Source organism: Duganella sp. P38 (assembly GCF_050859475.1).
Lineage (GTDB): Bacteria > Pseudomonadota > Gammaproteobacteria > Burkholderiales > Burkholderiaceae_D > Rugamonas.
Window position 1 is genome coordinate 970,308 of record NZ_CP193936.1, and the last position, 26,937, is coordinate 997,244.

Below are 26,937 nucleotides of genomic sequence, written 5' to 3' on the forward strand. Positions count from 1 at the left end.
AGGCTATTGGTCGGGATCGGGATGGTCCTCATCACCCTGCGCGCCGGTGCGCAGGCCGCCACAGCTACGCTGGACCAATTGGTGTCTGCCTACGCCGAGCGGCGCGGATTCAGCGGCGTGGTGCTGGTTGCGCGCGACGGCAAGCTGCTATATCACGCAGCGTTTGGCTTGGCGCAAGCGGGATGGAATACGCCGATGGGTACGGACGCGGTGTTCCGCGTAGGATCGCTCAGCAAGCCGATGACCGCGACGCTGGTGATGCGGCTGGCGGAACTGGGCCGCATAGACCTGGACCAGAGCGTCGACGCGTATCTGCCCGAATTATATAAGGGCACCGAGGCCGGCCGCATCACGGTGCGGCAGTTGTTGGCACACACCTCCGGCCTGGCTGATGTGGCGCCGCGCTATACCGACCCGTTCTGGACCAGCGCCGCCCGGCGCCGCTACACGCCGACGGAGTTCGCCCGCGAGTGGATACCCGGAAAGCTGGCCAGCGCGCCGGGTGTCTGGCGCTACAATAACAACGGCTATTTCCTGCTTGGCCTGATTATCGAGGCGAGCACCGGCAACAGCTATGCCGACAACCTGCGGCAGCACATTCTGCAACCGGCGGACATGGACCACAGCGGCGTGTTCGACGGTCGGACGATCCTGCCGAAGCTGGCGCAAGGCACGGTGCAGGCCGATGACGGCACGCGCGAGTTGCCGCAGTATATTGATCCATCCGTGTCCTACGCCGCCGCCGGGGTGTATTCGACGGCGCTCGACCTGCTGCGCTTCGACCGGGCGCTGGCCGACGGCCGCCTGCTCGGACCGGCGGCGCAGCGCCAGATGTTGACCGACCTTGGCAACCACTATGGCTACGGCTGGAACGTCGATGACTGGTCGGTGGCGGGTGGCCCGGCGCGGCCGGTGGTATCGCACACCGGCAGCGTGCCGGGCTATCAGAGCATGCTGGTGCGCTCTCTGTCCGACGCTGTCACCATCATCATTCTCGACAATGCATGGCGCGGGCAAGTGGTGGTGGCAATGGCGCGCGACATCGCCGACCAGCTCCATGGCAAGCCGGTGGCGCTGCCCAAACGTAGCCTGAGCGATGCGTTGACGCCGGTCCTCTACAAGCACGGTCTGGACGCCATGGGTGCCGCGTATGCCCGGCTGCGCGCTGGCGATGATTATGATGTCAGCGAAGCGGCCTTGAACGCCTTCGGCTACAGCCTGTTGCGCAAGCAGCAGGTGGCTGCGGCGGTGCAGGTGCTGCGCTGGAATGCGCAGGCGTATCCGGCCAGCCCGAATGTGCACGACAGCCTGGCCGAGGCCTTACTGGCGGCCGGCGATATCGACGGCGCGCGTGCCGGCTATGCCCAAGTGCTGGCGCTCGATCCGGCCAACCGCCACGCGGCCGAAGCATTGGAAAAGCTGCGGCGCACCGTTCCTGATCATCCGCCCGAACGCTGATGGGCTATTGCGGTTCAATGTGGGCTTCGAGCATTTCGCGCCGGGCGGGCGCGGTGGCATCGCCTGCCGCGCGCAGTTTGGCGAACGCCTGCATCAGGCTAACCGGCATGTGCGTGGTGCGCAGGCGCAGCAGAAAACCGATCCATTCCAGATCGGACGGGGCGTAGCGCCGCTGTCCGCCGCTGCCACGGCCAACCGGGGCGATCAGGCCGATACGTTCGTAATAGCGCAGCGTGTGGGCCGTGAGGCCAGTGCGCTCGGAAAGCCGGCGTAGACTGCCATTTGCAGGATGACCTCCACAATTTCTTCCGGCTTGCAGCCGACATTGAGCGCGCCCTCGATATGCACCTTGAGTTGCGGCTGGGCGTTGCCCGGCGCGGTGAGGGCGGAGATCGTGGTCAGCTCGCGCGTGCAGGGCGGCAGGGCGGGGCGGGGAAACACGTCGCCGTAGGCAAACTCGATGATCCAGTCGCCCAGTGCCGGAGCGATGTCCGCCAGTCCGTCCACCACCTTGCGTCCGGCTTCGCCGGTGATGGCGACGACGCCGGCCATGCCGCGCGTGCGTCGTTCGCTGGTCTCTGTGGTAGCGGCCGTGGTCGGAGCCGCCGCTACGATGCTGGCGGCCAGCCAGCCGGTTGATAGCAAGATACGTTTCAATCCCAAGGTTGCACTCCTTCGCGGTTAGTCAGGTGCGCAGGCTAAGGCTTCGAGTGCACTCCAAGTCAAGCGAAAAAAACCCGCAGGCAGCGGCTGCTGCGTGCGGGCTTTCAGGGCGGGACGGACTTAGAAGGTCAGCGCCGGGAAGCCGGTGATGTAGCCGACCGCCGCGCCGTAGCGGTCGCGGTAGTTGGCGCGGATCAGCGGGTCGAGCGTCGCCTGCACCTTGCTGTGCACCGATTCCCAGTCGCCCGGGTGCTGGAAGTTGCTCATGATGTAGGCGAAGCCGTTGATGTCGTCCACCGCGTGCAGACCGGTCGATTCGGCGCCCGACGGCGTCGACAGGATGCGCGTCAGCGCCTTGGTGTCGACGTTGTAGGCCCACAGGAAGTTGTTGACGTGGGTGCTGCTGTCCTCGCCGACGAACAGGGTGCGCAGCTTTTCCGAGAACTTGATGTTGTCCGGGTTGGCGACCTTGTCGGCGTTGGCCTTGTTGCCCAGCGCGTCCGGCGTGGCCAGGTCTTCGCTGGTCAGCGCCGGCACGGCGGCCATGTCGACCGGCACCCATTCGCTGTTCATCGCCGCACCCGCGGTGTCGCTCTGGCCGCCCTTCATGTTCAGCGCATAGACGGCGCCGGCGCTCGGGCCCTTGATGGCGATGCCGCCCGAGCCGTTGGTCATGGCCGAGCCGATCGCGGCGATCGCCGAGTAGGCGATCTTGTCCTTGGCGTTGACGGTCGTGCCTTCCATCTTGGTGAAGCCCATGCTGCCGCCCTTGAGCGCGGCGTAGCGGTGGGTTTCCAGGAAGGCGGCGGCCTTTTCCATGCCCGGCTTGATCTTGATCCAGTTGTAGGTGCCGTTGAACGGGATCTTGGTGTAGCTGGCGTCGGCCGGGTCGGCGGTTTTCACATCCATGATGTCGGCGTTTTTCAGCTGGTCGGCCAGGGCCTTGATTTCGGCCGAGGTGGCGCTGCCCAGCTTGATCCAGCTCAGGGTGGCCGAGCCGCCGTTGTCAGTAGTCTTCTGGTTCCACTTGGCCACGTACAGCGTGCCGCTCGACAGGTCGCGCGCCTTGTCGGCGATGAACATGAACAGGCCGCCGTTGGTGGCGTCGTCGCCCATCAGCGTGGTGCGCTCGTCCGGCATCACCTGCACCAGCTCGTGCGAGATGCGGCCCAGGCAGTAGTGCTTCTTGCACGAGCCGGTGCCGTCCGGGTTGACGGTGATTTCCGGCAGGTGGCCGTAGTGGTAGGGGTTGGCCTTGGTGGCGTCGCCGTACAGGTTGAGGCTGAAGTTGGCGAACTGGGTGTTCTTGGCGATGGTGCTGGCGTCCGGCTCGTATTCTTCGCTCGACAGGTGGGTGTTCCATGGCGAACGGCTGGCGCCGCAGGTAATCCACAGGCCGTTGGCGGCGCTGGTGTCGACGTTGTGGTATTTGACCAGCGTCAGCGCGCCGGTGGTCTTGTCCTGGTCCAGCGTCAGCACGGCGATCGGCGACGGCAGCATGCCGTACACCGAATCGCCCTTGGCGTTGCGGGTCGTGTATTCAAACTGCACCACGGCGAACACGGCGTTGCCCTTGATGCCGCTGACGGTCGGCGCAGCCAGTTTCAGCAGCGAGGTGCCGTCCGGCGAGTCGGAGAAGAACTGGCGCGAGTTGGCGTCGGTCTTGTCGAGGATGGGCTGGTTGTTGATGTCCCAGTAGCCGCCGGCCAGGATGGTGCCGCCGCTGCCGTTGGGCACTTGCGCGCCGGTGATGAAGAAGGTCTGGTAGGCCAGGTTGTACGGCACGGTCCTGCCGTCCGAGTACAGCGCCTGCATGGCCGAGGCGACCGTGGTGGTGGCCATTTTCGGCGCGTCGGCCAGCGTCGGCGCCGCCATGCCGGAGAAGCTCACCGACATCAGCTGGGCCGGCGCGTTGGCGCTGTCGCCGCCACCGCAGGCCGACAGCAGGGCGGCGGCGGCGCTGCCGCCGGCCAGTGGCAGCAGCGGTGCGCCGGACAGGAATTTGAGAAGGCTGCGACGGGAGGAGTCAAGTTGCTCGGTCATGGTGGATTACCCTGTTGGTGATTATGGCCGTTCCATGTGCCTGGCTGGCATCATGCGAAGCAGTGGCTGGGCTTCGACGGCGGCAATCTTAGCGATCTGGTATGACAGGACTGTGACAAGCGGGCCGTCGATTGGTAACAAACTTATTCAGCGCGCGCGCCGGCCGGAAAAACGGGCTATATTGTTTGAATAGAACATTTGAAGGAGAAGCCCATGGGCCCGATGAGCAAGACCGTGCTGGCGGCGCTGGCCGCGCTGCTGGCGTCGAGCGCCGCGCTGGCGCAGGTGAGCGTCACCTACGTCAAGCCGGAGGAATTCACCGATGTGCCGCGCGGCGAATACGACCGCGAGCGCACGCTGAAGGATTTCAGCGACTATTTCGCCACGCTGGACAAGAAGCTGCCGCCGGGGCAGACGCTGAAGATCGAGGTGCTGGACATCGACCTGGCCGGTCGCCTGTATCCGCGCCGCAGCGGCGACGATATCCGCGTCATGACCGGCGGCGCCGACTGGCCGCGCGTGCACCTGCGCTACACGCTGGAGGAAAACGGCCAGGTGTTGCGCAGCGGCGAGGAGCAGCTGTCGAATATGAACTACCAGTGGAGCCGCACCGGCTATTTCGACAACGATCCGATGCGCTATGAGAAGCAGATGCTGGACGACTGGTTCAAGAAAACCATCGTGCCGCAACTGGCCCAGAAATAGCACCGTCGTTCCCGCGCAGGCGGGAACCCATGGGGCGCTGGTGCAGCCAGCTCGGCATGGATTCCCGCCTGCGCGGGAATGACGGGGAGGGGCGCGGGTGACGGGGAAGGGCGCGGGTGACGGGAGGGGGCGCGGGTGACGGGCGGTCAGTCCAGCCGGTTCACCTTCGGAAACTTGGCCAGGAACTCCGGCGGCATCGGCGTCACCTGGCTGGTCTTGTAGTTGAAGAAAACAAAGCCATACTTGGCCAGCGCCACCAGCTTGCCGTCGCGCGGGCGGCTGATGCGGAACACGATGTCGCCGCCATACTGGTTGAAATCCGTCACCCCCACCTCGAACACCAGCTGGTCGCGCGCGTGCGCCTCGGCCTTGTAGGTGGTGGCCAGGTCGGTGACGATGATGCCCAGCCCCTCCGGGCCGGTTTCCTGCAAGCCATACTCGAACAGAAAGCGCGCGCGCGCCTCGGAAATCATCGAGATCATCGAATCGTTGCCGAGGTGGTTGGCGCCGTTGATGTCGGTCACGCGCACCGTCAGCTGGGTCGAAAAGATGAACAGCTCGTCGGCAAAATCCAGCTTCAGGCGCGCCATCGGACCCTCCTTACAACTGTTCGCTGAGGAATACCAGCGAGTTGCCGTGCGCCTCGGCGGCGGCGCGCTGATGGTAGGACGCGCGGTGGTTGCAGTTGAAGCCGTGTTCGGCGCCGGCGTAGACATGGATTTCCACCTGCTCGTTGCTGTCGAACGCTTCGGCGATGCTGGTCACGGCCTCGGTCGGGATGTGGTCGTCCTGGGCGCCGAAGTGCATCAGCACCGGCACCTTGATTTCCGGCGCGCGCTGCAGCGCGTTCTGGATGCCGCCGCCGTAGTAGGCGATGGCGGCGTCGACCAGGCCGTTGGCGGCCGTGTGGTAGGACAGGCGGCCGCCGAAGCAGTAGCCGAGCGCGGCCACCCTGGCGCCACCGACCGCGTCCAGCCCGCGCAGCACCTTCAGCGTGGCGGCGATGTCCTGCTGTGCCTTGGCGAAGTCGGTGGCGTTCATCAGTTCGACGGCGCGTTTCCAGCCGGCCTCGTCGTAACCCAGCTCGATGCGGGCGCCGTCGCGCCAGAACAGGTCCGGCGCCAGCACCACGTAGCCGTCGGCCGCGTACTGGTCGGCGACGTTGCGGATGTGCTGGTTGACGCCGAAGATTTCCTGCAGCAGCACAATGCCGGGGCCCTTGCCGCCGCGCGGCGGCGACAGGTAGGCGCCGAACTTGCCGTCGGCGCTGTCAATCTCGATCCACTGGGAATTGGTTTCCATGGTTGTCCTTGTGCGGTGGTCAGAAAGCGGCCATCGTAACCTGTTTTGCCGGCGCTTGCAGCGCTGCTCAGTTATACACCTCGCGCGAATAAATTACCGGGCCGGAACGGTAGACGCCGAACACCACCGTGCCGGTGCCGCTCGGCAGGTAGCGCAGCAAGTCTTCCTTGCCGGCGTTGCGCAGCACGACGTCGGCGGCGCCGTTGCGGCCCGGCGCCGGGTTCGGCGGCGCCAGGTAGAACAGGCCGGCGCCGTAGTTGAAATATAGCTCTTCCGGCGCAGCCAGTTTCAGCACCGAGCCGGCCGGGCAGCGGCGCGTCTGGTCGCTGCTGACGTCGAGGCCGTTGCGGCAGTTGCTGAACTGGATGTAATAGTCCTTGACGCTGTTGACGGTGGCATACATCGGCGTCTTGCCCAGCTGGAATTGCGAGTTGAACACATAGGCGCTGCCGTTCCAGTACTGCGCCTTGACGGCCACCGGCACGCGGGCGTTGAGCGGGCCGCTGACGTTGGCGATGTCCATCCGGCCGCTCACCAGCGTCAGCAGCGGCTCGGCGTAGCCCTGCGAGCTGGCCTGGTCGCTGTCGACCGCGCGCACCGACAGCGTCAGCGGCGCGCCCGGCCAGGCGGCGAAATCGTAGCTGGGCAGGTTGGCCGAGGCCAGCAGCGTGCCGACGGTCTTCTTGGCGATGTCGTCATAGGTGAAGGCAAAGCGCGGCTGGACCCCGGTTTTTCCTTGCTCCAGCTGAACGCGCCCAGCGTGGCCGGATCGCCGCCGCCGGCGCCGACCGGCTGCAGCGTGATGGCGCGCGCGGCGGCGCCGACATAGTTTTTCGGCGCGATGTAATTGCCCTTGCTGTCCTTGGCGCCGATGTAGGCGTTCAGCACCAGCGCGAACGGCTGGCGCGCGTACAGGAACTTGCCGCCGCTGTTGTACGGGTTGCAGGGGTTGTTCATGCCGCCGACCAGCGCGCAGCTCATCGGCAAGGCGTCGCCCAGCGTGACGTCGAAATGGTCGGGCGCGAACACCAGGTCGACCTTGGTTTGCGGGTTGAAGCCCTCGGTGCTGTTGTCCAGATAATAGGTGCTGCGGCTGGCCAGCTTGACGGTCACCGCCAGCGTGCCGGTTTCGTCGAAGCGCCACGGGCCGTACTGGTCGTCGGTGGCGTCGGCCACGCCGTTGGCGATGCCCTTGTAGCTGCCTTGCACCACCGGGTTGTTGCCGCCGGTGGGGTCGGTCAGCACCGGCGTCGGCACGGCGAAGGTCTGCGCGTCCGGCGATTCGCGGCCGAAGTTCCTGGTCGGATTGCCGGCGGCGTTCAGCGCCGTCAGCTTGATCTTGAACGGCTCGCTGCCGCGCGCGAAGGCGGTGCTGGAAAAGTTCGGCAACGCCGCGCGCAGCGCCGACAGGCGGACCGGCTCGACCTTGATGGTGGCCGGCGCGGTGGTGAACTGCGCCGCGCCGCTGGCGCCGAGGTTGCCGCTGGTGTAGGCGGCGTTGATGCTGGTCTGGCCGACCTCGGCGTATTGCAGCGATGGCGTGGCCAGGCCGTTGCTGTCGAAAGCGAGGTTGATGTCGGTGCCGGCGCCGCCGCAGCTGACGTCGCTGCCGCCAATCCTGACCGGCTCGCTGCTGGCGTTGGCCGGCAGCGGATTCTTGTAGGCGCAGCTGAACCGGACCTTGGCGCTGGCGTTTTTCACCAGCGGCACGCAGCTGCCCAGCGGCGAGGTTTGCAGCGCCTGGATGTTGAGCTTGACGCCGGGCTTCATCGACACGTGGTCGGGCGCGCTCAGCACCAGGCCGTTGTCGCGGAAGATCATATTGCACGGCGTGCTGGCGTTGTTGGCGTTGATGCAGACGTTGGCGTTGCCGATGGCGCCGCTGACGGCCGACAGCAGCGTGCCGGCGCCGCCGGACGGCGTGGCCTCGGCCTGGCTGACGCTGCCGCTGCCGGTGCCGTTGAAGGTGACGCTGGCGCCGCCCGGCGCCAGCGTCACGGTGGTGGCGCCGGTGTAGGTGCTGCTGCAGCTGGCGTCGGCGCAGGCCTTGAGCTGCACCGTCTGCGGCTGGCAGGTCAGCGCCAGGCCGCTGTGGGTGATCTGGGTGTGGTGGGCGCCGGCCGCCGGCGGCGCCGCAGCGCGGCTGGTAGTTGGGATCGGCCTTGGTGACGCAGCTGCACAGCACGGCGCCGGGGCCGGTGCAGGTGATGGTCTGGCTGACGCTGTTGCCCCAGTCGATGAAGATGGCGTTGACCGCCGCGTTGCCGTTGATGACGGCGTTGCTGGCGCGGGTGGTGACGTTTTTGGCGCTCAGGTTGCCGTTGATGGTGGAGCCCGATTGCAGCTCGACGTCGCCGTTGATGGTGGTGGTGCCGTTGATTACCGCGCCCGAGGCGCGCATGACCAGCGAGCCGGCGTTGACGGTGCCGGTGACGGTATTGCCGCTGCCGATATCGAGCGCGCCGCTGGTGGTGATGTTGCCCTTGACGGTGGAGCTGGAGGCGTCCAGCGTCACCTTGGGCGCATTGATGTTGGCATTGACCGTGCTGCCCGAGGCCAGCTGGAAGGAGACGCTGGCGGTGACCGGGCCGTTCAGCGTGACCGGCGAGGTCGAGGTGATGGTGGTGCCGCTGATGCTGCCGCCGACCGTCAGCCCCGAGCCGAGCGCGATGGTGGTGCCGGCGGTGATGTTGCCGCCGATGCTGCCCGGCGAGTCGGTCTTGACCGAGCCGGCCGTGAGGTTGCCGCTGATCTTGATCGACGACCCGAGGTCGGCCACGCCGTTGACGGTCAGCGCGCCGTTGATGGTGGTGGAAGAGCCGGTGCTGATGCTGGCCGCGCTGACCGCGCCGTTGATGGTGGTGTTGGAGCCGAAGCTGATCGCGCCGCTGGCGCTGACGGCGCCGGTGATGGTGGTCGCGGCGCCGGCGGTGGTGATGCTGGCGGCCGTCACGCTGGCGGTGATGCTTTGCGTGCCGGCGCCGAGCTTGAAGTTGCCGCCGATAGTGAAGCTGCCGCCGCTGATGTTGATGTTGTTGGAGCCCGACAGGTCGACATTGGCGTTGCCGGTGGTCTGCAGCGCGGCGCTGCCGCTCATCGTCAGCCCCTGGTTGTAGCCGGGCGCGAAGCTGCTGCTGACGATCACCGTGTAGCCGCTGGCGATGACGGCGATGTCGTCGTAGTTGGCCAGCGCGATGCTGGAGCAGGTGTAGGTGCTGTTGTTGCGCGTGCAATTGGCGACGGCGCCGCCATTGAAGCTGAGGCTGGCGGCGGCGGCGCTGCCGGCCCAGGCCAGCAGCAGGGCGGCGGCCCAGGCGCCGCGTTGCAACATGGTCAAAACATTAAGCCACACGGGAATTCCTCTCAGGGATAACTGCCTGAATTATAGGCGGTTAATCCCTGTTGCCGTGTGGCAGTTTTTCAACGTTTGACCTTGGAAAAGGCGTCGCCGGCCTTCCAGGTCTGCATTTTTGGCGCGTTGGCCACCGCGTAGCCGAGGTTGAGCGTGAACTGCGCCTGCTGCACCATGCCCGACAGGTCCCAGTCGGCGTGGTATTCGTCGCTGGGCTGGTGGTAGTCCTGCTTGAAGGCCACCAGGCGCGCGCGGTTGCGCTCCTGGTCCTTGACGAAGTCGAAGTGGCCGTCGCCGGAGAACACCGCCGAGCCGACGTTGAAGGCCGGCACGCCGGCCTTGGCGAACGGGAAGTGGTCGGCGCGGAAGTAGGCGCCCGACAGGTCGGGGATGGCCGGCGCCAGCTTCAGGCCCATTTGCCCGGCCACCGCGCCGGCCGCCTCGTACAGGCTGCTGCGCTCGGCGCCGGCGACGCCGATGTCGCGCGTGGCGCCGACGAAGTTCATCGAGTCGAGGTTCAGGTCGGCGGTGGTCTTGTCCAGCGGCCAGGCCGGGTTGCGGATGTAGGCGGTGCTGCCGAGGAAGCCGGTTTCCTCGCCGGCGGTCCACAGGAACACCTGGGCCCGTTTGGCCGGGTGCTTGACCGCCTCCTGCGCCATGGCCAGCAGCGCGGCCACGCCGGAGCCGTTGTCGATGGCGCCGTTCCAGATATTGTCGCCCTGCTTGTTGTCGTCGATGCCCAGGTGGTCCCAGTGCGCCGAGTAGATCACCGCTTCCGACTTCAGCTTGGGATCGGTGCCGGGCACGATGCCGGCCACGTTGTACTGCTCGATCTGGCGGATCTTGCTCTTCACCTCGGCGTGCATCTTCAGCTTCAGGTCGACCGGGCGGAAGTCGCGGCGCTCGGCGTCGGCGCGCAGCTTGTCGAGGTCGAAGCCGCTGGCGGCGAACAGCGCGCGCGCGGTTTCTTCCTGCAGCCAGCCCTCGATCGGGTTGCCGCTGCCGGCCAGGTGGAAGCGCTCGTGCGAGAAGCTGGTGGCCGGCACGCTCCAGGCGTAGGAGGCCGACGGCGTGGTGTGGATCAGCAGCGCGCCGGCCGCGCCCTGGCGCAGCGCCTCTTCGTATTTGTACATCCAGCGGCCGTAGTAGGTGTAGGCCTTGCCGGCGAAGCGGTTCGGCTCCTCGGCGGTCGGCTGCGGGTCGTTGACCATCATCACCAGGATCTTGCCCTTGACGTCGACGCCCTTGTAGTCGTCCCACTGTTCTTCCGGCGCCACGGCGCCGTAGCCGACAAACACCAGCGGCGCGTCGATGGTGAGGTTCTCCTTGCCGCCCATGGTGCCGAACAGGATGTCGGCGCCGGTGGCCGGCGTCAGGATCTTGCCGCTGTCGGTGGTGAAGCGGGCGAAGCTGCCCGGCAGCAGCTTGGTGCCCTCGGCCTTCACCAACTGGCGGTAGCTGCCGTCGGCCAGCGGCTTGAGGCCCAGCACGGCCGCCTGCGTTTCCAGGTAGCGCACGGTCAGGTCGCCGCCGCGCTGGCCGGTGCCGCGGCCCTCGAACAGGTCGTCGGCCAGCAGCGACAGGTGGGCGCGCAGCGGCGCTTCGGCCACCACCGGTTGCTGGGCGTGGGCCTGCAGCGCGAGGCCGGCGGCGAGGGCGAGAACTGGAAGACGCATGTTTACTCCATAGTGGGTACAGAAGGCGGTCATCTTACTGCATATCCAAACCGCGGTGGCAGCGCCGGCGGCGCGCGCGCGCCGATTGTAAGGATTTGTAATGGCCGTCAACCCGGCTGTGGCGGCTGGCGTTTTTTGACCATGCGACACGGGAATTGTCCCGATGCCGAAACCCCGAAAAGGAAAACACCATGACCAAAGTAATCGCTTCTCTGATCGCCGGCCTGTTCGCAACCGCAGCATTCGCTCAAACGCCTGCGACCGCCCCTGCCACGCCTGAAACCAAGCCTGCAGTGGCTGAAAAAACCGAAGCGAAACCAGCCGCCGGGAAGAAGAAAACGCATCACGCGGCGCACAAGGAAACCAAGGAATCCAAAGCCGCTGAAGCCGCTGCTCCAGCGCCTGCTCCAGCTCCAGCTCCAGCCCCAGCCGCTGCGCCGGCGGCCAAGTAAGCAACGATATAAACCGTATAAATTAATTTAAAGAGGACTGAATCATGAAAAAAGTAATCGCTGCCCTGACCGCCGGCCTGTTCGCTTCCGCTGCCTTCGCCCAGGCTCCCGCCGCCCCGGCGCCGGCCGCCGCCGCCGCTGCACCAGCCGCTTCGGCCCCTGCCGCCGCCGCGCCGGCCGCCAGCGCGCCGGCCAAGAAAGTGAAACACCACAAGAAGGAAAAAGCCGGCGCCGCGGAAGCGGCTTCGACTCCGGCCCCGGCCCCGGCGGCCGCCGCGCCAGCCGCCAGCAAGTAATCAAGCCTCGCGCCTGACGTGCCGCCCCGGACCCTCAGGGCCTGGGCGGCGCAAGAGGAAGACGGTGTCCAACGCCGTCTTCCCTGCCTTGCGTGCTACACCATCAGCGATTCAGCTCCTCCAGCAGCGCGCGGTGGAAGACCGCCGGGTCTTCCATCTGCGGCGCGTGCCCCATGCCCTTGAATTCCACCAGCCGCGCCTGCGGTATCTGTTTGGCCGCCTGCTTGCCCAGCAGCGCGTAGTTGCCGATCTTCGCCTTCACTTCCGGCGGCGCCACGTCCTTGCCGATGGCGGTGGTGTCGGCGTCGCCGATCAGCAGCAGCGTCGGCACCTTCAGCAGCGGGAATTCATATACCACCGGCTGGGTGAAGATCATGTCGTAGATCAGCGCCGAATTCCACGCCACCACCTGCTTGCCGGGACCGTTGTTCAGGCCGGCCAGCATGTCGACCCACTTTTCGTATTCCGGCTTCCACGTGCCGCCGTAGTAGGTGGCGCGCTCGTAGGCGCGCACGCTGTCGGCCGACAGCTTCAGCTCGCGCGCATACCACTGGTCGACGCTTTGCGACGGCACGCCCAGCGCCTTCCAGTCCTCCAGCCCGATCGGGTTGACCATCACCAGCCTGGCCACCGCGTCCGGATACATCAGCGCGTAGCGCGTGGCCAGCATGCCGCCGGTCGAGTGGCCGACCAGCACCGCCTGGCGCACGCCGATCTGCTGCAGCAGGCCGTGGGTGTTGGCGGCCAGCTGCTGGAAGGTGTACTGGTAGTGCTCCGGCTTGGACGAGGCGCAAAAGCCGATCTGGTCCGGCGCCACCACGCGGTAGCCGGCCTTGCTCAGTTCGGTGATGGTCTGCTCCCACGTGGCGCCGCAGAAGTTCTTGCCGTGCAGCAGCACGGCAGTCTTGCCGTTGGCCGCGCCGGCCGGCGCCACGTCCATATAGGCCATTTCCAGCGCCCGGCCCTGCGAGGTGAAGCTGTATTTGTGCACCTTGTGCGGGTAGGGGAAACCTTCCAGCTGGGGGCCGTAGGGGGCGGCCGAGGCGGCGCCGGCGGCGGCCAGCAGGACGGCGGAGAGCGGGATGCGCATCGGGAAAAACTCCTGATAAGTAAAACCCTTACTATAGGCTTTCCGCGAAAAGCGCGCCATTTCTGCGTGATTTCGCGTAAAAAAGCGCTAGTTCCGCCCAGACAGAGTAAACTACGCACAAATTTCTTTCGCAATTCGGCGATACGAACAATTTTTTTGAGTGACGCCATGTCTGCCCCAACTTCCCCTATTACCTTGTTTGCTGACCTCGATCTCGGCGCGCCGCTGCTGAAAGCGCTGGACGACGTCGGTTACGAATCCCCGTCGCCGATCCAGGCCGCCACCATTCCATTGCTGCTCGACGGCAAGGACGTGCTCGGCCAGGCCCAGACCGGCACCGGCAAGACCGCCGCCTTCGCGCTGCCGGTGCTGGCGCGCATCGATGTCAAACAGACGGCGCCGCAGGCGCTGGTGCTGGCGCCGACGCGCGAGCTGGCGATCCAGGTCGCCGAGGCGTTCCAGACCTACGCCAAGCACATTCCGGGCTTCCACGTGCTGCCGATCTACGGCGGCCAGAGCTACGGCCCGCAGCTGTCGGCGCTGCGTCGCGGCGTGCACGTCGTGGTCGGCACGCCGGGCCGCGTCATCGATCACCTCGATAAAGGCTCGCTCGACCTGTCGAAGCTGAAAACGCTGGTGCTGGACGAGGCCGACGAGATGCTGCGCATGGGCTTTATCGACGACGTCGAGCGCATCCTGCAGGAGACGCCGGAGTCGCGCCAGACCGCGCTGTTCTCGGCCACCATGCCGTCGGCCATCCGCCGCATCGCCAACACCTATCTGCACCAGCCGAAGGAGGTGACGGTTGCGGCCAAGACCGGCACCAACGAGAACATCCGTCAGCGCTACTGGCTGGTGTCGGGCATGCACAAGCTGGACGCGCTGACGCGCATCCTGGAGGCCGAGAACTTCGACGGCATGATCATCTTCTCGCGCACCAAGCTGGGCACCGAGGAGCTGGCGCAGAAGCTGCAGGCGCGCGGCTTCTCGGCCGCCGCCATCAACGGCGACATCCAGCAGGCGCAGCGCGAGCGCACCGTGCAGATGCTCAAGGACGGCAAGATCGACATCCTGGTGGCCACCGACGTCGCCGCCCGCGGCCTTGACGTCGAGCGCATCTCGCACGTGGTCAACTACGACGTGCCGCACGATCCGGAAAGCTATACCCACCGCATCGGCCGCACCGGCCGCGCCGGCCGCAGCGGCGAGGCGATCCTGTTCATCACGCCGCGCGAAAAGGGCTTGCTGAAGATGATCGAGCGCGCCACGCGCCAGCCGATCGGCCAGCTGGAGCTGCCAACCATCCAGGCGGTCAACGATGTGCGCATCGCCCGCTTCAAGCAGCAGATCACCGATACACTGGCCGAGGGCGGGCTGGAACAGTTCCAGTCGCTGATCGAGGACTTCGAGCAGGAACACAATGTGCCGGCGCTGGAAATCGCCGCCGCGCTGGCCAAGCTGGCGCGCGGCGACGTGCCGCTGCTGCTCGACAAGAAACAGCAGACCCAGTGGGAAGAGCGTCCGGCGCGCGCCGGCTTCGACCGTCCGGAGCGCGGCGAGCGCTTCGAGCGCGCCGAGCGCCCGGACCGCGGCGAGCGCTTTGGCAAGAAGGAGCGCGTGCCGCGCGAGTCCGAGCCGGGCATGCGCACCTACCGCATCGAGGTCGGCTACCAGCACGGCGTCAAGCCGGGCAATATCGTCGGCGCCATCGCCAACGAGGGCGGCATCGATTCGAAGAATATCGGCCGCATCGAGATTTTCGACGACTTCACCGTGCTCGACATGCCTGACACGCTGAGCCGCGAGGCGCTGGAGCTGATGGCCGGCATCCGCGTGGCCGGCCAGGCGCTGCGCATCAGCGTCGACGGCGAGGGCGCGCCCGCGCCGGCGCCGGCCGCCGCCAAGCCGGCCCGCGCCGAGAAACCGGCCGGCTCGCCGCTGGAGCGCACCGTGCGCGCCGCCGCCGAAGAGGCCGAGGAGGCCCCGGCCAGGAAGAAAAGGAAAAGGTCGGCAAGCTGGCGGTGCCGATGAGCGCCTTCCGCGTCGAGGTCGGCCGCGCCAACGAGATCACCCCGGCCAACATCGTCGGCGCCATCGCCAACGAGACCGGGCTGGAAGCCAAGTACATCGGCCGTATCGAGATTTTCGATGACCATTCGATGCTGGAACTGCCGGACGGCATGCCGGAAGACATGTTCCGCAGCCTGGGCAAGGTGTGGGTCGGCGGCGCCCAGCTGAAGATCAGCCAGATCGACCGCATGCCGCCGGAGTCGGCCAAGCACACGCCGCCGAAGAAGCCGGCGCCCGGCGCCAAGCCGAAGAAGAAGTATTGATCGTCGCTTGATCACCACGGGGCCGCAAGGCCCCGTTTTGTTTCCCCACGCCGGTGCTGCGCTGCACCAAAACAAGGCTTGCGACCTGCCAGCCAGCCCCGTTTCGCTGGGCGCGGCGGGCTGGCCCGCTTATTGCATATGTGACAGCATCATCGTTTAGCGAGGGAGCATGCCATGACCGTATTGCGCACACTGTGGGGGGCTTTTGTCGATCTGATCAAGCCGCAATTGCTGCATTCGATCCACGTCGACCGCCGACCGTTCAACACCCGCGTCTTGCCGGGCCGGGAGCGCTGATGCTGCTGCGCAACGACCTGCTGCACTACACGCAACCGTCGCCGCGCACCGTCCGCATCCTCTGGATCTCGCCCGAGCAGCGCTACGCCTATGTGTTCGACGTGGCGGCGCTGTCGGCGGAGGTCGAGATGCTCCAGCTGTCGGCGCTGCACGCCGACCTCCAGACCGGCCGCGCCCGCGTGCTGCCGGCCGATCCCTATCTGATGGTGGTCAGCCAGGCGCTGCTGCCGGCCAAGCACCTGCAACTGCGCGCCCGCGCGTGGGCGGTGATCGAGGCGCTGGTGGCGCAGGAGCCGGCCATCTACGAGGCGCGCCAGCGCGGCCAGATGGTGGCCGAGGCCACCGCCCGGCACGGCGTGTCGCACCCCACCATTTACCGCTACCTGCGCCGCTACTGGCAGCGCGGGCAGACGCCCAACGCGCTGCTGCCGGACTACGCCAATTCCGGCGGGCGCGGCAAGGTGCGCCAGGCTTCGGCCGGCGTCAAGCGCGGCCGTCCGCGCAAGAACGGCGACGCGGACGGCGGCGTCAATGCGGACGAGGAGATCCGCCGTGTGTTCCGCGTCGCCATCGGCAACTACGCGGCCGCGCATGGGAAGTTTTCGCGGCTGGGCGCCTACCAGCAGATGCTGGACGATTTTTTTGTCGCCCGCAGCATCGACGCCGCCGGCCGCGTGACGGTGGCGGCCGGCGGCGCGGTGGCGGTGCCGAGCTTCGGCCAGTTCAATTACTGGCTCGATCACGACGACGACCGCCCGCCGGAGGTGGCGCGCCGGCCGTCGTCCACGTCGCCGGGCCATGCCGCGTCGCCGGGCCATGTCGCGCCGGCGGCCCGCGTCGCGCCGGCGCCGCCGCCGTTTTCCACGGCCTCGCCAGCGCCGCCGCCATTCTCCACGGCCTCGCAGCCGCCGTTCTTCACTGCGGCGCCGCTGCACGCGCAGCAGGCGGCGCCGGCCCTGCTGCCGCCCGGCCGCCCCGGCTCCGGCTTTTACCTGGACGCCGTGCGCGCCGAGCTGCGGCTGGTGTCGCGCGCCGACCGCGCCCAGGTGGTCGGCCGGCCGCTGGTCTACGTGGTGATGGACACTTTCAGCCGCATGGTGTGCGGCCTGTACGTGGGCATGGGCGAGCCGCAGTGGCCGCACGCGCTGCTGGCGCTGGCCCATTGCGGCGCCGACAAGCAGGCCTACGCCGACCGCCACGGCCGCCGCATCGAGGCCGAGCAGTGGCCCTGCCGCCATCTGCCCGAGACGCTGTTCGTCAACACCGCGCTGACGCTGGGCTGGAGCGGCGAGACGCTGCTGAATAATTTCAACCTGCGCTGCCTGGCGGTCGACGACGGCCCCGGCGACTGGCGCGCCGTGCTGGAAAAGCGCTGCCGGCTGCTGCCGCCGGCGTCCGTGGGCGAGCCGAGCCGGCTCGACGGCGTGCTCGATATCGGCCAGTTCACGCGGCTGGTGATCGATTGCATCCTGTATTACAACAACCGCCAGGCGCTGGCCCACGCCGGCGGCGCCACGCCGCGCCGCCTGTGGGACTGGGGCGTGCAGCATCGCGGCGGCGGCTTGAAGGTGTATCCGGAACAGCTGATCCGCTGCAGCCTGATGCCGGTGACCCAGGCCAGCGTGACGGTCGACGGCATCGCCCTCAACGGCAGCGTCTACACCTGCGAGCGCGCCGTGCATGAACGCTGGCACGAGCGCGCGCGCCTGCGCGGCAGCTGGAGCGTCAAGGTGGCCTACGATCCGGCCAGCATGGACACCGTCTACCTGCTGGACCCGGCCACGCCGATGGCGTTCTACGCCTGCCAGCTGGCCGGCACGGTGCAGCGCCTCTGATTGGTGCGCGGCCCGCGACGGCCGCGCAAATAAAGTCCGGACATTGTTTTATATCGTTTAGCTCGTTTTCTGGCCCGGCGCGGCCGGTGCGAAACAGGTTTATTTTTTGACCACGCTGTGGCACGCCGTTTGCTAAAGAGGAACTATGGGATCGCAAGTCGCCCACGGATCTTTCAGCAGACTGGTGAGGAAACAGATGGCTAGTAAAACAGTAAAACCGTTTACATCGTTTAGCGCATTGTCGAGAAGGGATTTTCTGTACCGGGCGGCCGCCGTCGGCGGCACCGGGTTGCTGTTGACGACCATGAACGCCTGGGGCATGGGCATCGCCTCGACCGCCTCGGCGCCGCCGGCGCTGCAAGGCAGCGGCAAGGGCAGGACGGTGCTGATCCTCGGCGCCGGCCTGGCCGGCCTGACCGCCGCCTACGAGCTGGCCAAGCTCGGCTACAAGGTGCAGGTGCTGGAGGCGCGCCCGTTTGCCGGCGGCCGCTGCCAGACCGCGCGCAAGGGCTTCAGCCTGACCGAGTTGGGCGGCGAGCGGCAGACCTGCGCCTTCGACGACGGCCACTACATCAACCACGGGCCGTGGCGCATTCCGCTGCATCACCAGTCGACGCTGCACTACACCCGCGCGTTCGGCGTGCCGCTGGAGGTGATGATCAACGAGAACGACCACGCCTGGGCCTATTCGGAAAACGCCGGGCCGCTGGCCGGCAAGCGCGTGCGCATCAAGGAGGTCAAGGCCGATATGCGCGGCCACGTGGCCGAGCTGCTGGCCAAGTCGGTCAAGAACCACCAGCTCGACCAGCAACTGAGCGCCGTCGACCAGCGCCTGCTGCTGGACTATTTGCAGCACGAGGGCGCGCTGTCGGCCGGCGACCTGCAGTACAAGGGCCGCAGCGGCCGCGGCTGGGCGGTCAATCCGGGCGCCGGCCTCAATCCGGGCACGCCGTCCGACCCGCTGGGCTTCAGCGACCTGCTGGCGTCGAAGCTGGGCGCGGTCTACAGCGCGGTGCAGGACTTCCCGATGCAGGCCACCATGTTCCAGCCGGTCGGCGGCATGGACGCCATCGCCAAAGCGTTCGCGCAGCGCGTCGGCCGCCATATCCGCTACCAGGCCGAGGTGCAGACGCTGCGCCACGACGACCAGCGCGTGACCGTGACGTGGAAGGACACCGCCAGCGGCAAGCTGAATTCGGCCAGCGCGGATTTCTGCCTGTGCACCATTCCGCTGTCGGTGCTGCGCCAGATCGATACCGATTTCTCCGACAAGTTCAAGCAGGCCATCGCCACCGTCGCCTATGCGCCGGTCGGCAAGATCGGACTGCAGATGAAGCGCCGCTTCTGGGAGGAGGACGACCATATCTACGGCGGCCACAATATGACCGACCTGAAAGGCATCAACACCATTTCCATGCCGTCCTACGGCTTCCAGCAGCGCAAGGGCGTGCTGCTCGGCTATTACCAGTACCAGGCGCAGGCGGTCGAGATCAGCGCGCTGTCGCCGCGCGAGCGCGCGCAGTTCGCGGTGGCGGCCGGGCAGAAGATCTTTCCGCAGTACGCGGACAACTTCGAGACGGCGTTCTCGGTGGCCTGGCACCGCGTGCAGTACAACCTGGGCGGCTGGGCCGAGTGGACCGGCAAGACCCGCGCCGCCGCCTATCCGACGCTGCTCGAGGGCGAGGGCCGCGTGCTGCTGGCCGGCGAGCACCTGAGCTACCTGACCGGCTGGCAGGCCGGCGCCATCGAATCGGCGTGGCAGCAGATCGCCAAAATCCATGAAAGGGCCGCCGCATGAAGCACGTTGTGATCCAGGCCGCGCTGGCGGCGATGCTGGCCGCCAGCGCCTGCGCGACGGCGCTGGCGCAGGAGGGCGGCGACGGCAAGTCGCTGTTCCTGAAAAATTGCGCGGCCTGCCACCAGCCCAGCGCCAAGGGCATTCCCGGCGCCTTTCCGGCGCTGGCCGAGAGCCGCTTCGTGCAGGGCCAGGGCAGCGAGGTGGCCGGCGTGCTGCTGAAGGGGCGCGGCGGCATGCCCGATTTCAGCGAGTCGCTGAGCGACCGCGAGATCGCCGCCGTGCTGACCTTTGTGCGCGCCAATTTCGGCAACCGGGCCGCCGGCCTGAGCGAGGCCGAGGTCGGCGCGCTGCGCGCCGCGCTGGGCGTGGAGCCGTTTGGTAGTGCCGTGATGTCCAACAAACACTGAGAGAGCAAACATGAAAAAAATCGTTGCAGCCCTGTTGATGTCGTCCGCCTTCGGCGCCGTCGCCGCGCCCAAGGGCGAGATCGTGCGCCACAAGATCCCGAATTCCGATTTTCCGATCGCGCTGGCAGTGACGGTGCCGGCCAGCGCCACCCTCCATTTCATCAGCGGCCAGGTGCCGGCCGTGGTCAACCCGCAGGCGCCCGGCGATACGCCGGAGGCCTTCGGCGATACCAAAACCCAGTCGGAGACGGTGCTGAAGAAAATCCAGGACATCCTGCGCGGCATGCAGCTGGAGATGGCGGACGTGGTCAAGATGCAGGTGTTCCTGGTCGGCGATCCGGCCAAGGGCAACAAGGCCGATACCAAGGGCTTCATGGAGGCGTACACGCAGTACTTCGGCGCCGGCGCCGGCCAGCCCCAGCTGCCGGCGCGCGCGGTGGTGCAGGTGGCGGCGCTGAGCAACCCGGGCTGGCTGGTCGAGATCGAGGTGGTGGCGGCGAAAAAATAAGTTGGTGGTTGTTGCGGTCTTACTTGGTGTTTTCATTTCAAAATGGGGATTAACAATATGCATAAGAAGGCCACACTCAAGATCGGCGTTGCCGCCGTGCTGTCCACGCTGGCGCTGGGCGCCTGGGCGGACGAGGTCGAACCGGCGGCGCTTGCCGACGCCGCCGTCACGCCCAACGCGGGAGCGGTGATCGTGACGGGCACGCGCACCAGCGGGCTGAAAGTCGAGAACAGCGCCTCGCCGATCCAGGTGCTCGACGCGGCCTCACTGCAGCGCACCGGCCAGCCGGACCTGATCCAGGCGCTGGCGCAGAACCTGCCGTCGTTCAACGCCCAGGCGTTTGGCGGCGACACCGCCAACCTGACCTTGTCGGCGCGGCTGCGCGGCCTGAGCCCGAACAACACGCTGGTGCTGATCAACGGCAAGCGCCGCCACGGCACCTCCAACCTGGCGGTGCTGGGCGGGCCGTACCAGGGCGGCGCCGCGGCCGACCTGAACTTCATTCCGGTGGCGGCCATCGACCATATCGAGGTGCTGCAGGACGGCGCGGCCGCGCAGTACGGCTCGGACGCGATCGCCGGCGTGGTCAACATCATCCTCAAGACCAACAACCATGGCGGCAGCGCCAGCGTCAACGGCGGCGGCTATGTCGACGGCGGCGGCCGCACGCTGGACGGCTCGGCCAACCTCGGCCTGGAACCGTTCGCCGACGCCTACCTGAGCCTGACGGCGGAGTCCAAGTACCACGGCTACAGCGACCGCGGCGGCATCGACCCGCGCGTGGTCAATCCGGCCAATATGGCGGCGTGGCCGGGCATGTTCCGCGAGCCCGGCTACCCGCATGTCAACCATATCGCCGGCGACGCCCAGTACCACCTGAATGTGATGGCGGCCAACTTCGGCTGGGATTTTGCGCCCGACGGCCAGCTGTATGCGATCGCCACCGCCGGCCGCAAGGAGGCGCGCGCGTTCGAGAATTACCGCCTGCCGAGCCGCCTGCCGCTGCTGTACCCGACCGGCTTTTCGCCCAAGGAGACCATGCGCGAGGAGGATCTGGCGCTGACGGTCGGCGTCAAGCATCAGCTGGCCGGCTGGCACGTCGACCTGAGTTCGACCTATGGCCGCGACAAGTCGCGCATCGGCGTCGAGGATTCCGGCAACGTCTCGCTGTTCAACGATACCGGCTATACGCCGACGGTGTTCCATGCCGGCACCTTCATCGCCAGCCAGCTGACCACGACGCTGGAGGCGGCGCGGGAGGTCGATATCGGCTGGGCCCGGCCGCTGAACATCGCCGCCGGCGTCGAGCACCGCATCGACAAGTACGAGATCGGCGCCGGCGACGCCGCCTCGCGCTACAAGGAGGGCTCGCAGTCGTATCCGGGCTTTTCGCTGACCGACGCCGGCAGCCACCGGCGCACCAACCGCGCCGCCTATCTCGATTTCGCCGGCAACCCGGTGCGCGATCTGACGGTGGACCTGGCCGGCCGCTATGAGCATTTCAGCGATTTCGGCAACGCCAAGGTCGGCAAGCTCACCAGCCGCTATGATTTCTCGCCGGCGTTCGCGCTGCGCGGCACGGTGTCGAACGGCTTCCGCGCGCCGACGCTGGCCGAGTCCTATTATTCCGCCACCAACGTCGGCCCGACCTCGGCCTTCGTGCAGCTGGCGCCGAATTCGGCCGGCGCGCGGCTGGTCGGCGTCGATGGCTTGAAGCCGGAGCGCTCCAACAACCTGAGCCTGGGCATGGTGCTGAACCCGGCCGCCAATGTGCAGATGACGCTGGACCTGTACCAGATCAAGATCCGCGACCGCATCGTCGGTTCCGGCGCGCTGTACGGCTCGGGCGGCGGCACCAATTCGCCGGCGGTGATCGCGGCCATCCGCGCCAACGGCAATGTGCTCGACAGCACGGTCAGCCAGACCGGCATCAATATCTTTTCGAATGCGGTCAATACGCGCAGCCGCGGGCTGGAGTTCGTGACCACGATCAACTCCAACTACGGCGCCTACGGCAGGGTCGATTGGTCGGTGGCCGCCAACTATAACAAGGTGCAGGTGACCAAGATCAACCAGGCGCCGGCCCAGCTGCTGCCGCAGACGCTGCTCGACCGGACGGCGATCTCCGACCTGGAGACGGCCTCGCCGAAAATGCGCGTCAACCTCGGCGCGCTGTGGAAGGTCGGCAACTGGACCGTCAACCTGCGCGAGGCGATCTACGGCAAGGCGTCGGAGTGGGGCAGCGAGGACGGCTCGGTGTACCACCTGACCGAGATCAAGCCCAAGGCCATCACCGATCTGGAGCTCGGCTACCGCATCAACAGCGCGTGGTCGCTGGCGGTCGGCGCCAATAATCTGTTCAATGTGTATCCGAACGGCGTCAATCCGGCGCTGCTGGCCGACCAGCGCGCGGCCGGCGATAACGCGGCCGTGCATGTGCTGCCGACGTTTTCGCCGTTCGGCATCAATGGCGGCTATTACTATGCGCGCGCCAACTACAAATTCTAAGCGGGGTGCTTAGTGCTTGTGGCCGTCCCCGCGGGGACGGTTTTTTTGCGCGGCCGCCGTGCGCCAGCCGCGCCTGGTGTAGCATGCGGAATCGACTTGGGAGCGGATGGCATGCTGGGAAAAATGCGCGGGACTTTGCTGGCGGCCGCCGCCGCCGGCGCGGTGGGCGGGACGGCGGCGGCGCCGCTGACGTTGCAGGATTATCTGGCGCTGAGCGGGCCGGCGCCGACGCGCCATGTGGCCTACGGCGCGGCGCCGTCGCAGTTCGCCGAGCTGTTCGTGCCGGCCGGCGCCGGGCCGTTCCCGCTGGCGGTGGTGATTCACGGCGGCTGCTGGACCAGCGAGTTCGGCGGCATCACGCAGATGCGCAACCTGGCCGGCGCGCTGGCCGCGCAGGGCGTGGCGGTGTGGAACGTCGAGTATCGCCGCTACGATGAGGACGGCGGCGGCTATCCGGGCATGTATCACGATGTCGCCAGCGCGCTCGACCGCCTGCGCGCGCTGGCCGGCGAGCACCGGCTGGACCTGGCGCGCGTGGTGCTGCTCGGGCATTCGGCCGGCGGCCATCTGGCGCAGTGGGCCGCCGCGCGCGCGCGCCTGCCGCGCAGCAGCCCTTTGTTTGCGGCCGATCCGCTGCCGGTGCCGGTGGTGATCAGCCTCGGCGGGCTGGCCGATCTGCGCCATGAGCAGGCGCTGATCAAGTCCAGCTGCGAGCGCGATATGGCGCAGCTGGCCGGCGTGGCCAGCGCCGCCCGGCCCGATATTTTCAGTGATACCTCGCCGGCCGAGCTGCTGCCTTCCGGCGTGCATACGGTGCTGATTCATGGCGAGCATGATGCGGTGTCGCCGCCGCGCGTCGGCCACGATTACGCGCGCCGCGCGCGCGCCGCCGGCGACAGCGCCGAGGTGCTGCTGCTGCCCGGCGGCGGCCATTACGACGAGGTGGCGGCGACCTCGCCGTCGTGGCCGCTCGTCGAGGCGCAGGTGCGCAAGGCGCTCGGCCTGCCCGCGCGCTGACCGCGCTTGCGCTTCTGTCCATACATCGATTTATCCGAGCTGTCAGTCAGGGATTTTCGAATTGTTTGCGCGCCGGCCGGCCCTATCTTGTAGTTGTCATACACCACAACAGGAGGCTGGTCATGCATATCGCGATTCAATCCCATGGTCTGGTTCTGACCGACGGCCTGCGCGCCTACGTGCGGCGCCGCCTGCGGACCTCGGTCGGCTGGGCGCTGACGCGCCGGCTGGCGGTCTGGCTGTCCGATATCAACGGCCCACGCGGCGGCCGCGATAAGCGCTGCAAGATCCAGATCAGCCTCGATCACGGCAAGACCGTGGTGATCGAGAATACGGAGGAGGACCTGTACGTGGCGATCGACCGCGCTGCCGACCGCGCCGACCGCGCGCTGGCGCGCCAGCTGGCCCGGCGCCGTGCGTTTCACCCATGAGAAATTCGCGGCGCCGGCCGCAGAGCCGGCCGATCAGGCCGGTGACGTGCCGGCGCTCAGCGCGCCAGCGGCGGACAGCGACCGGCCGGGTACTTGACGGCGTTGAGCGCCATTTTGTCGAGCGCCGCCGCATGCAGGTCGACGTCAAGCCGGTCGGCCAGCTGCACCAGGTAGAGCAGCACGTCGGCCAGCTCGTGGCGCACCGCCGCGCGGCCGGCCTCGTCCAGCGCGGCGTCGCTCGGCAGCCACTGGAAGTGCTCGACCACTTCGGCCACTTCGACCGACAGCGCCATGGCCAGGTTTTTCGGCGTGTGGAACGGCGCCCAGTCGCGCTCCCGGGCGAACCGGCGCGTGCGCGCGCGCAGGTCGTGCAGGTCGCTCAGGCCGGGCCGGTCGGGCCGGTTGGGCTGATCGGGCAGATTGGGCTGATCGGGCAGATCGGGCAGGTCGGGCAGGTCGGGACGGGTCATGCGGCTATGGTAGCACGGCCGCCGCGCCGCCGGCCGGCAGCACGCCGCCGCCGGCCTTCAGCTGCGCCATCAGCGCCGCCAGCGGCTGCGGCCGCGCGTACAGATAGCCTTGCAGGCACGGGCAGCCGTGGCCGATCAGGAAGTCGGCCTGCGCCTGCGTCTCCACCCCCTCGGCCACCACCCGCAGCCCGAGCCGGGCGGCCATCGCCAGCATCGATTGCACCAGCGCGCCGCTGCTGGCGTCGTCCGGCGCGTCGACGATGAAGCTGCGGTCGATCTTGAGCTCGTAGAGCGGCATTTTTTTCAGGTAGGCCAGGCTGGCGTAGCCGGTGCCGAAGTCGTCGATCGAGAAGCGCAGCCCGAGCGCGGCCAGCTGGTGCATGCGGGCGATGGTGTCGTCGAGCCGGTCGATCAGCAGGCCCTCGGTCACTTCCAGCACCAGCAGCTGCGCCGGCGCGCCGCTGTCGGCCAGCGCCTGGCGCACCTGGTCGACGAAGTCGGGCTGGCGGAATTGGCGCGGGCTGACATTGACCGACAGCGGCAGCGCCAGCCCGGCCGCCTGCAACTGCAGCACGGCCGCGCAGGCCTGGCGCAGCGCCCACGCGCCCAGCGCGACGATCAGCCCTGATTCCTCGGCCAGCGGGATGAACACCGACGGCGCCACCTGGCTGCCGTCGGCCTGCGGCCAGCGCAGCAGCAGTTCGCCGCCGACCGCGCGGCCGCCGCCGTCGACCTGGGCCTGCACGTGCAACTGCAGCGCGCCGGCCGCCAGCGCGGCCGCCAGGTCGCGCTCGAGCGTCAGGCGCCGCTCCAGCGCCGCCTGCATGGCGTCCTCGTAGAAGGCGATGCCGTTGCGCCCGTGCGACTTGGCCCGGTACATGGCGGTGTCGGCCTCGCGCAGCAGGTCGTGCGCGCTGTGCGCCGGCGCGCCGGCGCGCGGCAGCATGGTGACGCCGATGCTGGCCGTGCAGCGGTAGGCCTGGCCGTCCAGCAGCATCTCCTCGGCCAGCGCGGCGCGGATCTTTTCTGCCACCGTCAGCGCCGCGTGGCTGGCGCTGTCGAGGCCGGGCGCCAGGTGGCCCAGCAGCACGACAAACTCGTCGCCGCCGATGCGCGCCACCGTGTCGGCCTGGCGCATCAGCGCTTGCAGGCGCGCGGCCGCGCCGCACAGCAGGGCGTCGCCGATGGCGTGGCCGCGCGCGTCGTTGATGGTCTTGAAGCGGTCGAGGTCGACGAACATGACGGCGCTGTGGGTGCCGCCGCGCACCGAGCTGGCCAGCAGCGTGGCGAGGCGGTCCATCAGCAGGCGCCGGTTCGGCAGCCCGGTCAGCACGTCGTAGAACGCCAGCCGGTGGATCTCGTCCTGCGCCCGGCGGCGCTCGCTGATGTCGCGCTCGACCGCCACCCAGTGCGTGACGGCGCCGGCGGCGTCGGCCAGCGGCACCAGCTCCAGCTCGACCCAGTACGGTGTGCCGTCGCGCGCGTAGTTGAGCAGCTCGGCGCGCACCGCCTGGCGCGCTGCCACCGCCGCGGCGATGCGCGCCAGCGCGGCCGGCTCGGTGTCGGCGCCGCGCAGCAGCCGCAGCGGCTGGCCCAGCACCGCCGCGCGCGGGTAGCCGCTGCGGCGCTCGAAGGCGTGGTTGACGAAGATGATGCGCTGCGCGGCGTCGGCGATCAGCACCATGTCGTTCAGGCGCGCCACCGCCGCCGAGGTCAGGCGCAGCTCGGCGTTGAGCGCCGACAGCCGCGCGAACGAGCGCTCCAGGTGCTGCAGCAGCACCGCGCACGACAGCGTCAGCACGGCCGTCATGAACATGAAGTTGACCGCGACGATGGCCGCGCGCAGGAAGGCGTAGTCGGGCAGGCCGGCCAGCTGCACGCTGGCGTTGTCGCGGTAGCCGAGCAGCATCACCGTCAGCCCGGCCAGCACCAGCATCAGCAGCGCCGGGCGCAGGCCCCACAGCAGCGCCGCCAGCACCGGCACCGCCATCAGGTAGATCTGGCTGACCGGGCCGACCTGCAGCAGCAGCGCCACCCCGACCAGGTAGGCCACCGTGATGAAGTGGGCCACGCGCGCGCGGTAGGACAGCGCGCGCCAGCGCCAGATCAGGCCGATCCAGGCCAGCGCCACCAGGTCGACCACGGCGATCGGCCACAGGCCCTCGCTGGCGGCCAGCAGCGCGCTGGGCACGGCCGTGAGCAGGCCCAGCACGAAGACCACCAGCAGCAGCCGGGCGAAGATGTGCGCGCGCCAGTGCGCCAGGTCGTCGAGGTCGGCCATGCGGTCCCGCGCGCG

24 protein-coding genes and 1 pseudogene are annotated in these 26,937 nt (G+C 67.9%); 14 read left to right on the plus strand and 11 right to left on the minus strand.

Annotated features, from left to right (window positions below; genetic code table 11):
* The first annotated feature begins 21 nt into the window (after positions 1 to 21).
* Positions 22 to 1,458: a serine hydrolase gene (locus ACRQ5J_RS04405; RefSeq protein ID WP_432381331.1), complete on the plus strand. Its 1,437-nt coding sequence runs from the start codon at positions 22 to 24 to the stop codon at positions 1,456 to 1,458.
* Positions 1,459 to 1,462: 4 nt separating this feature from the next.
* Here the strand turns inward: ACRQ5J_RS04405 and ACRQ5J_RS04410 are convergent, their stop codons facing one another.
* The 3 genes from ACRQ5J_RS04410 to ACRQ5J_RS04420 all read right to left on the minus strand — a co-directional run bounded on the left by ACRQ5J_RS04410 (position 1,463) and on the right by ACRQ5J_RS04420 (position 4,164).
* A complete protein-coding gene (locus ACRQ5J_RS04410; RefSeq protein ID WP_432383583.1) occupies positions 1,463 to 1,777 on the minus strand; it encodes a MerR family transcriptional regulator in 315 nt (104 codons plus the stop codon).
* Entirely contained in the window at positions 1,663 to 2,121 is a 459-nt protein-coding gene (locus ACRQ5J_RS04415) for a carboxymuconolactone decarboxylase family protein (RefSeq protein ID WP_432381333.1), read from the minus strand. Before ACRQ5J_RS04415 ends, ACRQ5J_RS04410 begins: the two co-directional genes overlap by 115 nt.
* Positions 2,122 to 2,241: 120 nt before the next feature.
* Positions 2,242 to 4,164, minus strand: a complete 1,923-nt coding sequence (locus tag ACRQ5J_RS04420) for a PhoX family protein (RefSeq protein WP_432381335.1) — start codon at positions 4,162 to 4,164, stop codon at positions 2,242 to 2,244.
* A 213-nt stretch (positions 4,165 to 4,377) separates the two neighbouring features.
* On the opposite strand from ACRQ5J_RS04420, the gene ACRQ5J_RS04425 reads away from it, so the two are divergent.
* Complete coding sequence (locus ACRQ5J_RS04425; protein WP_432381337.1) at positions 4,378 to 4,869, plus strand: DUF3016 domain-containing protein; 492 nt, start codon at positions 4,378 to 4,380, stop codon at positions 4,867 to 4,869.
* Between the two features lie 146 nt (positions 4,870 to 5,015).
* Here ACRQ5J_RS04425 and ACRQ5J_RS04430 read toward each other — a convergent pair whose 3' ends face one another.
* The 4 genes from ACRQ5J_RS04430 to ACRQ5J_RS04445 form a co-directional block, all read right to left on the minus strand.
* Positions 5,016 to 5,459 (minus strand): thioesterase family protein, encoded by a 444-nt coding sequence (locus tag ACRQ5J_RS04430; RefSeq protein ID WP_432381339.1) that lies wholly within the window; start codon positions 5,457 to 5,459, stop codon positions 5,016 to 5,018.
* A gap of 10 nt (positions 5,460 to 5,469) precedes the next feature.
* Positions 5,470 to 6,171 (minus strand): dienelactone hydrolase family protein, encoded by a 702-nt coding sequence (locus ACRQ5J_RS04435; RefSeq protein ID WP_432381341.1) that lies wholly within the window; start codon positions 6,169 to 6,171, stop codon positions 5,470 to 5,472.
* 67 nt (positions 6,172 to 6,238) lie between these two features.
* Positions 6,239 to 6,862 carry a DUF6701 domain-containing protein gene (locus ACRQ5J_RS04440; RefSeq protein WP_432383584.1) on the minus strand — a complete coding sequence of 208 codons (624 nt, stop codon included), beginning with the start codon at positions 6,860 to 6,862 and terminating at the stop codon, positions 6,239 to 6,241.
* Positions 6,778 to 8,229 (minus strand): DUF6701 domain-containing protein, encoded by a 1,452-nt coding sequence (locus ACRQ5J_RS04445; RefSeq protein WP_432381343.1) that lies wholly within the window; start codon positions 8,227 to 8,229, stop codon positions 6,778 to 6,780. Before ACRQ5J_RS04445 ends, ACRQ5J_RS04440 begins: the two co-directional genes overlap by 85 nt.
* Before the next feature lie 104 nt (positions 8,230 to 8,333).
* Here ACRQ5J_RS04445 and ACRQ5J_RS04450 point away from each other — a divergent pair, with 104 nt between their 5' ends.
* Entirely contained in the window at positions 8,334 to 9,287 is a 954-nt protein-coding gene (locus ACRQ5J_RS04450) for a hypothetical protein (RefSeq protein ID WP_432381345.1), read from the plus strand.
* Positions 9,288 to 9,591: 304 nt separating this feature from the next.
* Here the strand turns inward: ACRQ5J_RS04450 and ACRQ5J_RS04455 are convergent, their stop codons facing one another.
* Positions 9,592 to 11,199, minus strand: coding sequence for a M28 family peptidase (locus tag ACRQ5J_RS04455; protein WP_432381346.1), 1,608 nt, complete (start codon positions 11,197 to 11,199; stop codon positions 9,592 to 9,594).
* A 191-nt stretch (positions 11,200 to 11,390) separates the two neighbouring features.
* Between ACRQ5J_RS04455 and ACRQ5J_RS04460 the strand changes: the two genes are divergently transcribed.
* Together ACRQ5J_RS04460 and ACRQ5J_RS04465 are read left to right on the plus strand one after the other, a co-directional pair.
* A complete protein-coding gene (locus tag ACRQ5J_RS04460) occupies positions 11,391 to 11,651 on the plus strand; it encodes a hypothetical protein (RefSeq protein WP_432381348.1) in 261 nt (86 codons plus the stop codon).
* 44 nt (positions 11,652 to 11,695) lie between these two features.
* Positions 11,696 to 11,947 (plus strand): hypothetical protein, encoded by a 252-nt coding sequence (locus ACRQ5J_RS04465; RefSeq protein ID WP_432381350.1) that lies wholly within the window; start codon positions 11,696 to 11,698, stop codon positions 11,945 to 11,947.
* 103 nt (positions 11,948 to 12,050) lie between these two features.
* Here the strand turns inward: ACRQ5J_RS04465 and ACRQ5J_RS04470 are convergent, their stop codons facing one another.
* Entirely contained in the window at positions 12,051 to 13,037 is a 987-nt protein-coding gene (locus tag ACRQ5J_RS04470) for an alpha/beta fold hydrolase (RefSeq protein ID WP_432381352.1), read from the minus strand.
* A 168-nt stretch (positions 13,038 to 13,205) separates the two neighbouring features.
* Between ACRQ5J_RS04470 and ACRQ5J_RS04475 the strand changes: the two are divergent.
* The 9 genes and pseudogenes from ACRQ5J_RS04475 (at position 13,206) to ACRQ5J_RS04515 (ending at position 24,171) form a co-directional block, all read left to right on the plus strand.
* A pseudogene (locus tag ACRQ5J_RS04475) lies at positions 13,206 to 15,370 on the plus strand (DEAD/DEAH box helicase).
* Between the two features lie 174 nt (positions 15,371 to 15,544).
* Positions 15,545 to 15,667 carry a hypothetical protein gene (locus tag ACRQ5J_RS04480; RefSeq protein ID WP_432381354.1) on the plus strand — a complete coding sequence of 41 codons (123 nt, stop codon included), beginning with the start codon at positions 15,545 to 15,547 and terminating at the stop codon, positions 15,665 to 15,667.
* Positions 15,667 to 17,502, plus strand: coding sequence for a Mu transposase C-terminal domain-containing protein (locus ACRQ5J_RS04485; RefSeq protein ID WP_432381356.1), 1,836 nt, complete (start codon positions 15,667 to 15,669; stop codon positions 17,500 to 17,502). Before ACRQ5J_RS04480 ends, ACRQ5J_RS04485 begins: the two co-directional genes overlap by 1 nt.
* A gap of 196 nt (positions 17,503 to 17,698) precedes the next feature.
* Positions 17,699 to 19,300: a flavin monoamine oxidase family protein gene (locus tag ACRQ5J_RS04490; RefSeq protein ID WP_432381358.1), complete on the plus strand. Its 1,602-nt coding sequence runs from the start codon at positions 17,699 to 17,701 to the stop codon at positions 19,298 to 19,300.
* A complete protein-coding gene (locus tag ACRQ5J_RS04495) occupies positions 19,297 to 19,707 on the plus strand; it encodes a c-type cytochrome (protein WP_432381360.1) in 411 nt (136 codons plus the stop codon). Before ACRQ5J_RS04490 ends, ACRQ5J_RS04495 begins: the two co-directional genes overlap by 4 nt.
* Positions 19,708 to 19,717: 10 nt before the next feature.
* Positions 19,718 to 20,215 (plus strand): RidA family protein, encoded by a 498-nt coding sequence (locus ACRQ5J_RS04500; RefSeq protein ID WP_432381362.1) that lies wholly within the window; start codon positions 19,718 to 19,720, stop codon positions 20,213 to 20,215.
* Between the two features lie 57 nt (positions 20,216 to 20,272).
* Positions 20,273 to 22,723, plus strand: a complete 2,451-nt coding sequence (locus ACRQ5J_RS04505; RefSeq protein ID WP_432381364.1) for a TonB-dependent receptor plug domain-containing protein — start codon at positions 20,273 to 20,275, stop codon at positions 22,721 to 22,723.
* 111 nt (positions 22,724 to 22,834) lie between these two features.
* The gene (locus tag ACRQ5J_RS04510) at positions 22,835 to 23,740 is read left to right on the plus strand and encodes an alpha/beta hydrolase family protein (RefSeq protein WP_432381366.1); all 906 of its coding nucleotides are present in this window, start codon (positions 22,835 to 22,837) and stop codon (positions 23,738 to 23,740) included.
* A 122-nt stretch (positions 23,741 to 23,862) separates the two neighbouring features.
* Positions 23,863 to 24,171, plus strand: coding sequence for an HPF/RaiA family ribosome-associated protein (locus tag ACRQ5J_RS04515; RefSeq protein WP_432381368.1), 309 nt, complete (start codon positions 23,863 to 23,865; stop codon positions 24,169 to 24,171).
* Between the two features lie 56 nt (positions 24,172 to 24,227).
* Here ACRQ5J_RS04515 and ACRQ5J_RS04520 read toward each other — a convergent pair whose 3' ends face one another.
* Complete coding sequence (locus tag ACRQ5J_RS04520; RefSeq protein WP_432381370.1) at positions 24,228 to 24,641, minus strand: nucleotide pyrophosphohydrolase; 414 nt, start codon at positions 24,639 to 24,641, stop codon at positions 24,228 to 24,230.
* Between the two features lie 4 nt (positions 24,642 to 24,645).
* The gene (locus ACRQ5J_RS04525; RefSeq protein WP_432381372.1) at positions 24,646 to 26,922 is read right to left on the minus strand and encodes a putative bifunctional diguanylate cyclase/phosphodiesterase; all 2,277 of its coding nucleotides are present in this window, start codon (positions 26,920 to 26,922) and stop codon (positions 24,646 to 24,648) included.
* Positions 26,923 to 26,937: the final 15 nt, after the last annotated feature.

What these genes read in the sequence shown, in the direction of transcription:
- ACRQ5J_RS04405 (WP_432381331.1), top strand. Translation starts at nt 22, where the DNA reads ATGGTCCTCATCACCCTGCGCGCCGGTGCGCAGGCCGCCACAGCTACG.
- ACRQ5J_RS04495 (WP_432381360.1), top strand. Translation starts at nt 19,297, where the DNA reads ATGAAGCACGTTGTGATCCAGGCCGCGCTGGCGGCGATGCTGGCCGCC.
- ACRQ5J_RS04420 (WP_432381335.1), bottom strand. Translation starts at nt 4,164, where the DNA reads ATGACCGAGCAACTTGACTCCTCCCGTCGCAGCCTTCTCAAATTCCTG.
- ACRQ5J_RS04430 (WP_432381339.1), bottom strand. Translation starts at nt 5,459, where the DNA reads ATGGCGCGCCTGAAGCTGGATTTTGCCGACGAGCTGTTCATCTTTTCG.
- ACRQ5J_RS04435 (WP_432381341.1), bottom strand. Translation starts at nt 6,171, where the DNA reads ATGGAAACCAATTCCCAGTGGATCGAGATTGACAGCGCCGACGGCAAG.
- ACRQ5J_RS04470 (WP_432381352.1), bottom strand. Translation starts at nt 13,037, where the DNA reads ATGCGCATCCCGCTCTCCGCCGTCCTGCTGGCCGCCGCCGGCGCCGCC.
- ACRQ5J_RS04455 (WP_432381346.1), bottom strand. Translation starts at nt 11,199, where the DNA reads ATGCGTCTTCCAGTTCTCGCCCTCGCCGCCGGCCTCGCGCTGCAGGCC.
- ACRQ5J_RS04425 (WP_432381337.1), top strand. Translation starts at nt 4,378, where the DNA reads ATGGGCCCGATGAGCAAGACCGTGCTGGCGGCGCTGGCCGCGCTGCTG.
- ACRQ5J_RS04500 (WP_432381362.1), top strand. Translation starts at nt 19,718, where the DNA reads ATGAAAAAAATCGTTGCAGCCCTGTTGATGTCGTCCGCCTTCGGCGCC.
- ACRQ5J_RS04520 (WP_432381370.1), bottom strand. Translation starts at nt 24,641, where the DNA reads ATGACCCGTCCCGACCTGCCCGACCTGCCCGATCTGCCCGATCAGCCC.
- ACRQ5J_RS04515 (WP_432381368.1), top strand. Translation starts at nt 23,863, where the DNA reads ATGCATATCGCGATTCAATCCCATGGTCTGGTTCTGACCGACGGCCTG.
- ACRQ5J_RS04480 (WP_432381354.1), top strand. Translation starts at nt 15,545, where the DNA reads ATGACCGTATTGCGCACACTGTGGGGGGCTTTTGTCGATCTGATCAAG.
- ACRQ5J_RS04490 (WP_432381358.1), top strand. Translation starts at nt 17,699, where the DNA reads ATGGCTAGTAAAACAGTAAAACCGTTTACATCGTTTAGCGCATTGTCG.
- ACRQ5J_RS04510 (WP_432381366.1), top strand. Translation starts at nt 22,835, where the DNA reads ATGCTGGGAAAAATGCGCGGGACTTTGCTGGCGGCCGCCGCCGCCGGC.
- ACRQ5J_RS04525 (WP_432381372.1), bottom strand. Translation starts at nt 26,922, where the DNA reads ATGGCCGACCTCGACGACCTGGCGCACTGGCGCGCGCACATCTTCGCC.
- ACRQ5J_RS04460 (WP_432381348.1), top strand. Translation starts at nt 11,391, where the DNA reads ATGACCAAAGTAATCGCTTCTCTGATCGCCGGCCTGTTCGCAACCGCA.
- ACRQ5J_RS04485 (WP_432381356.1), top strand. Translation starts at nt 15,667, where the DNA reads ATGCTGCTGCGCAACGACCTGCTGCACTACACGCAACCGTCGCCGCGC.
- ACRQ5J_RS04505 (WP_432381364.1), top strand. Translation starts at nt 20,273, where the DNA reads ATGCATAAGAAGGCCACACTCAAGATCGGCGTTGCCGCCGTGCTGTCC.
- ACRQ5J_RS04465 (WP_432381350.1), top strand. Translation starts at nt 11,696, where the DNA reads ATGAAAAAAGTAATCGCTGCCCTGACCGCCGGCCTGTTCGCTTCCGCT.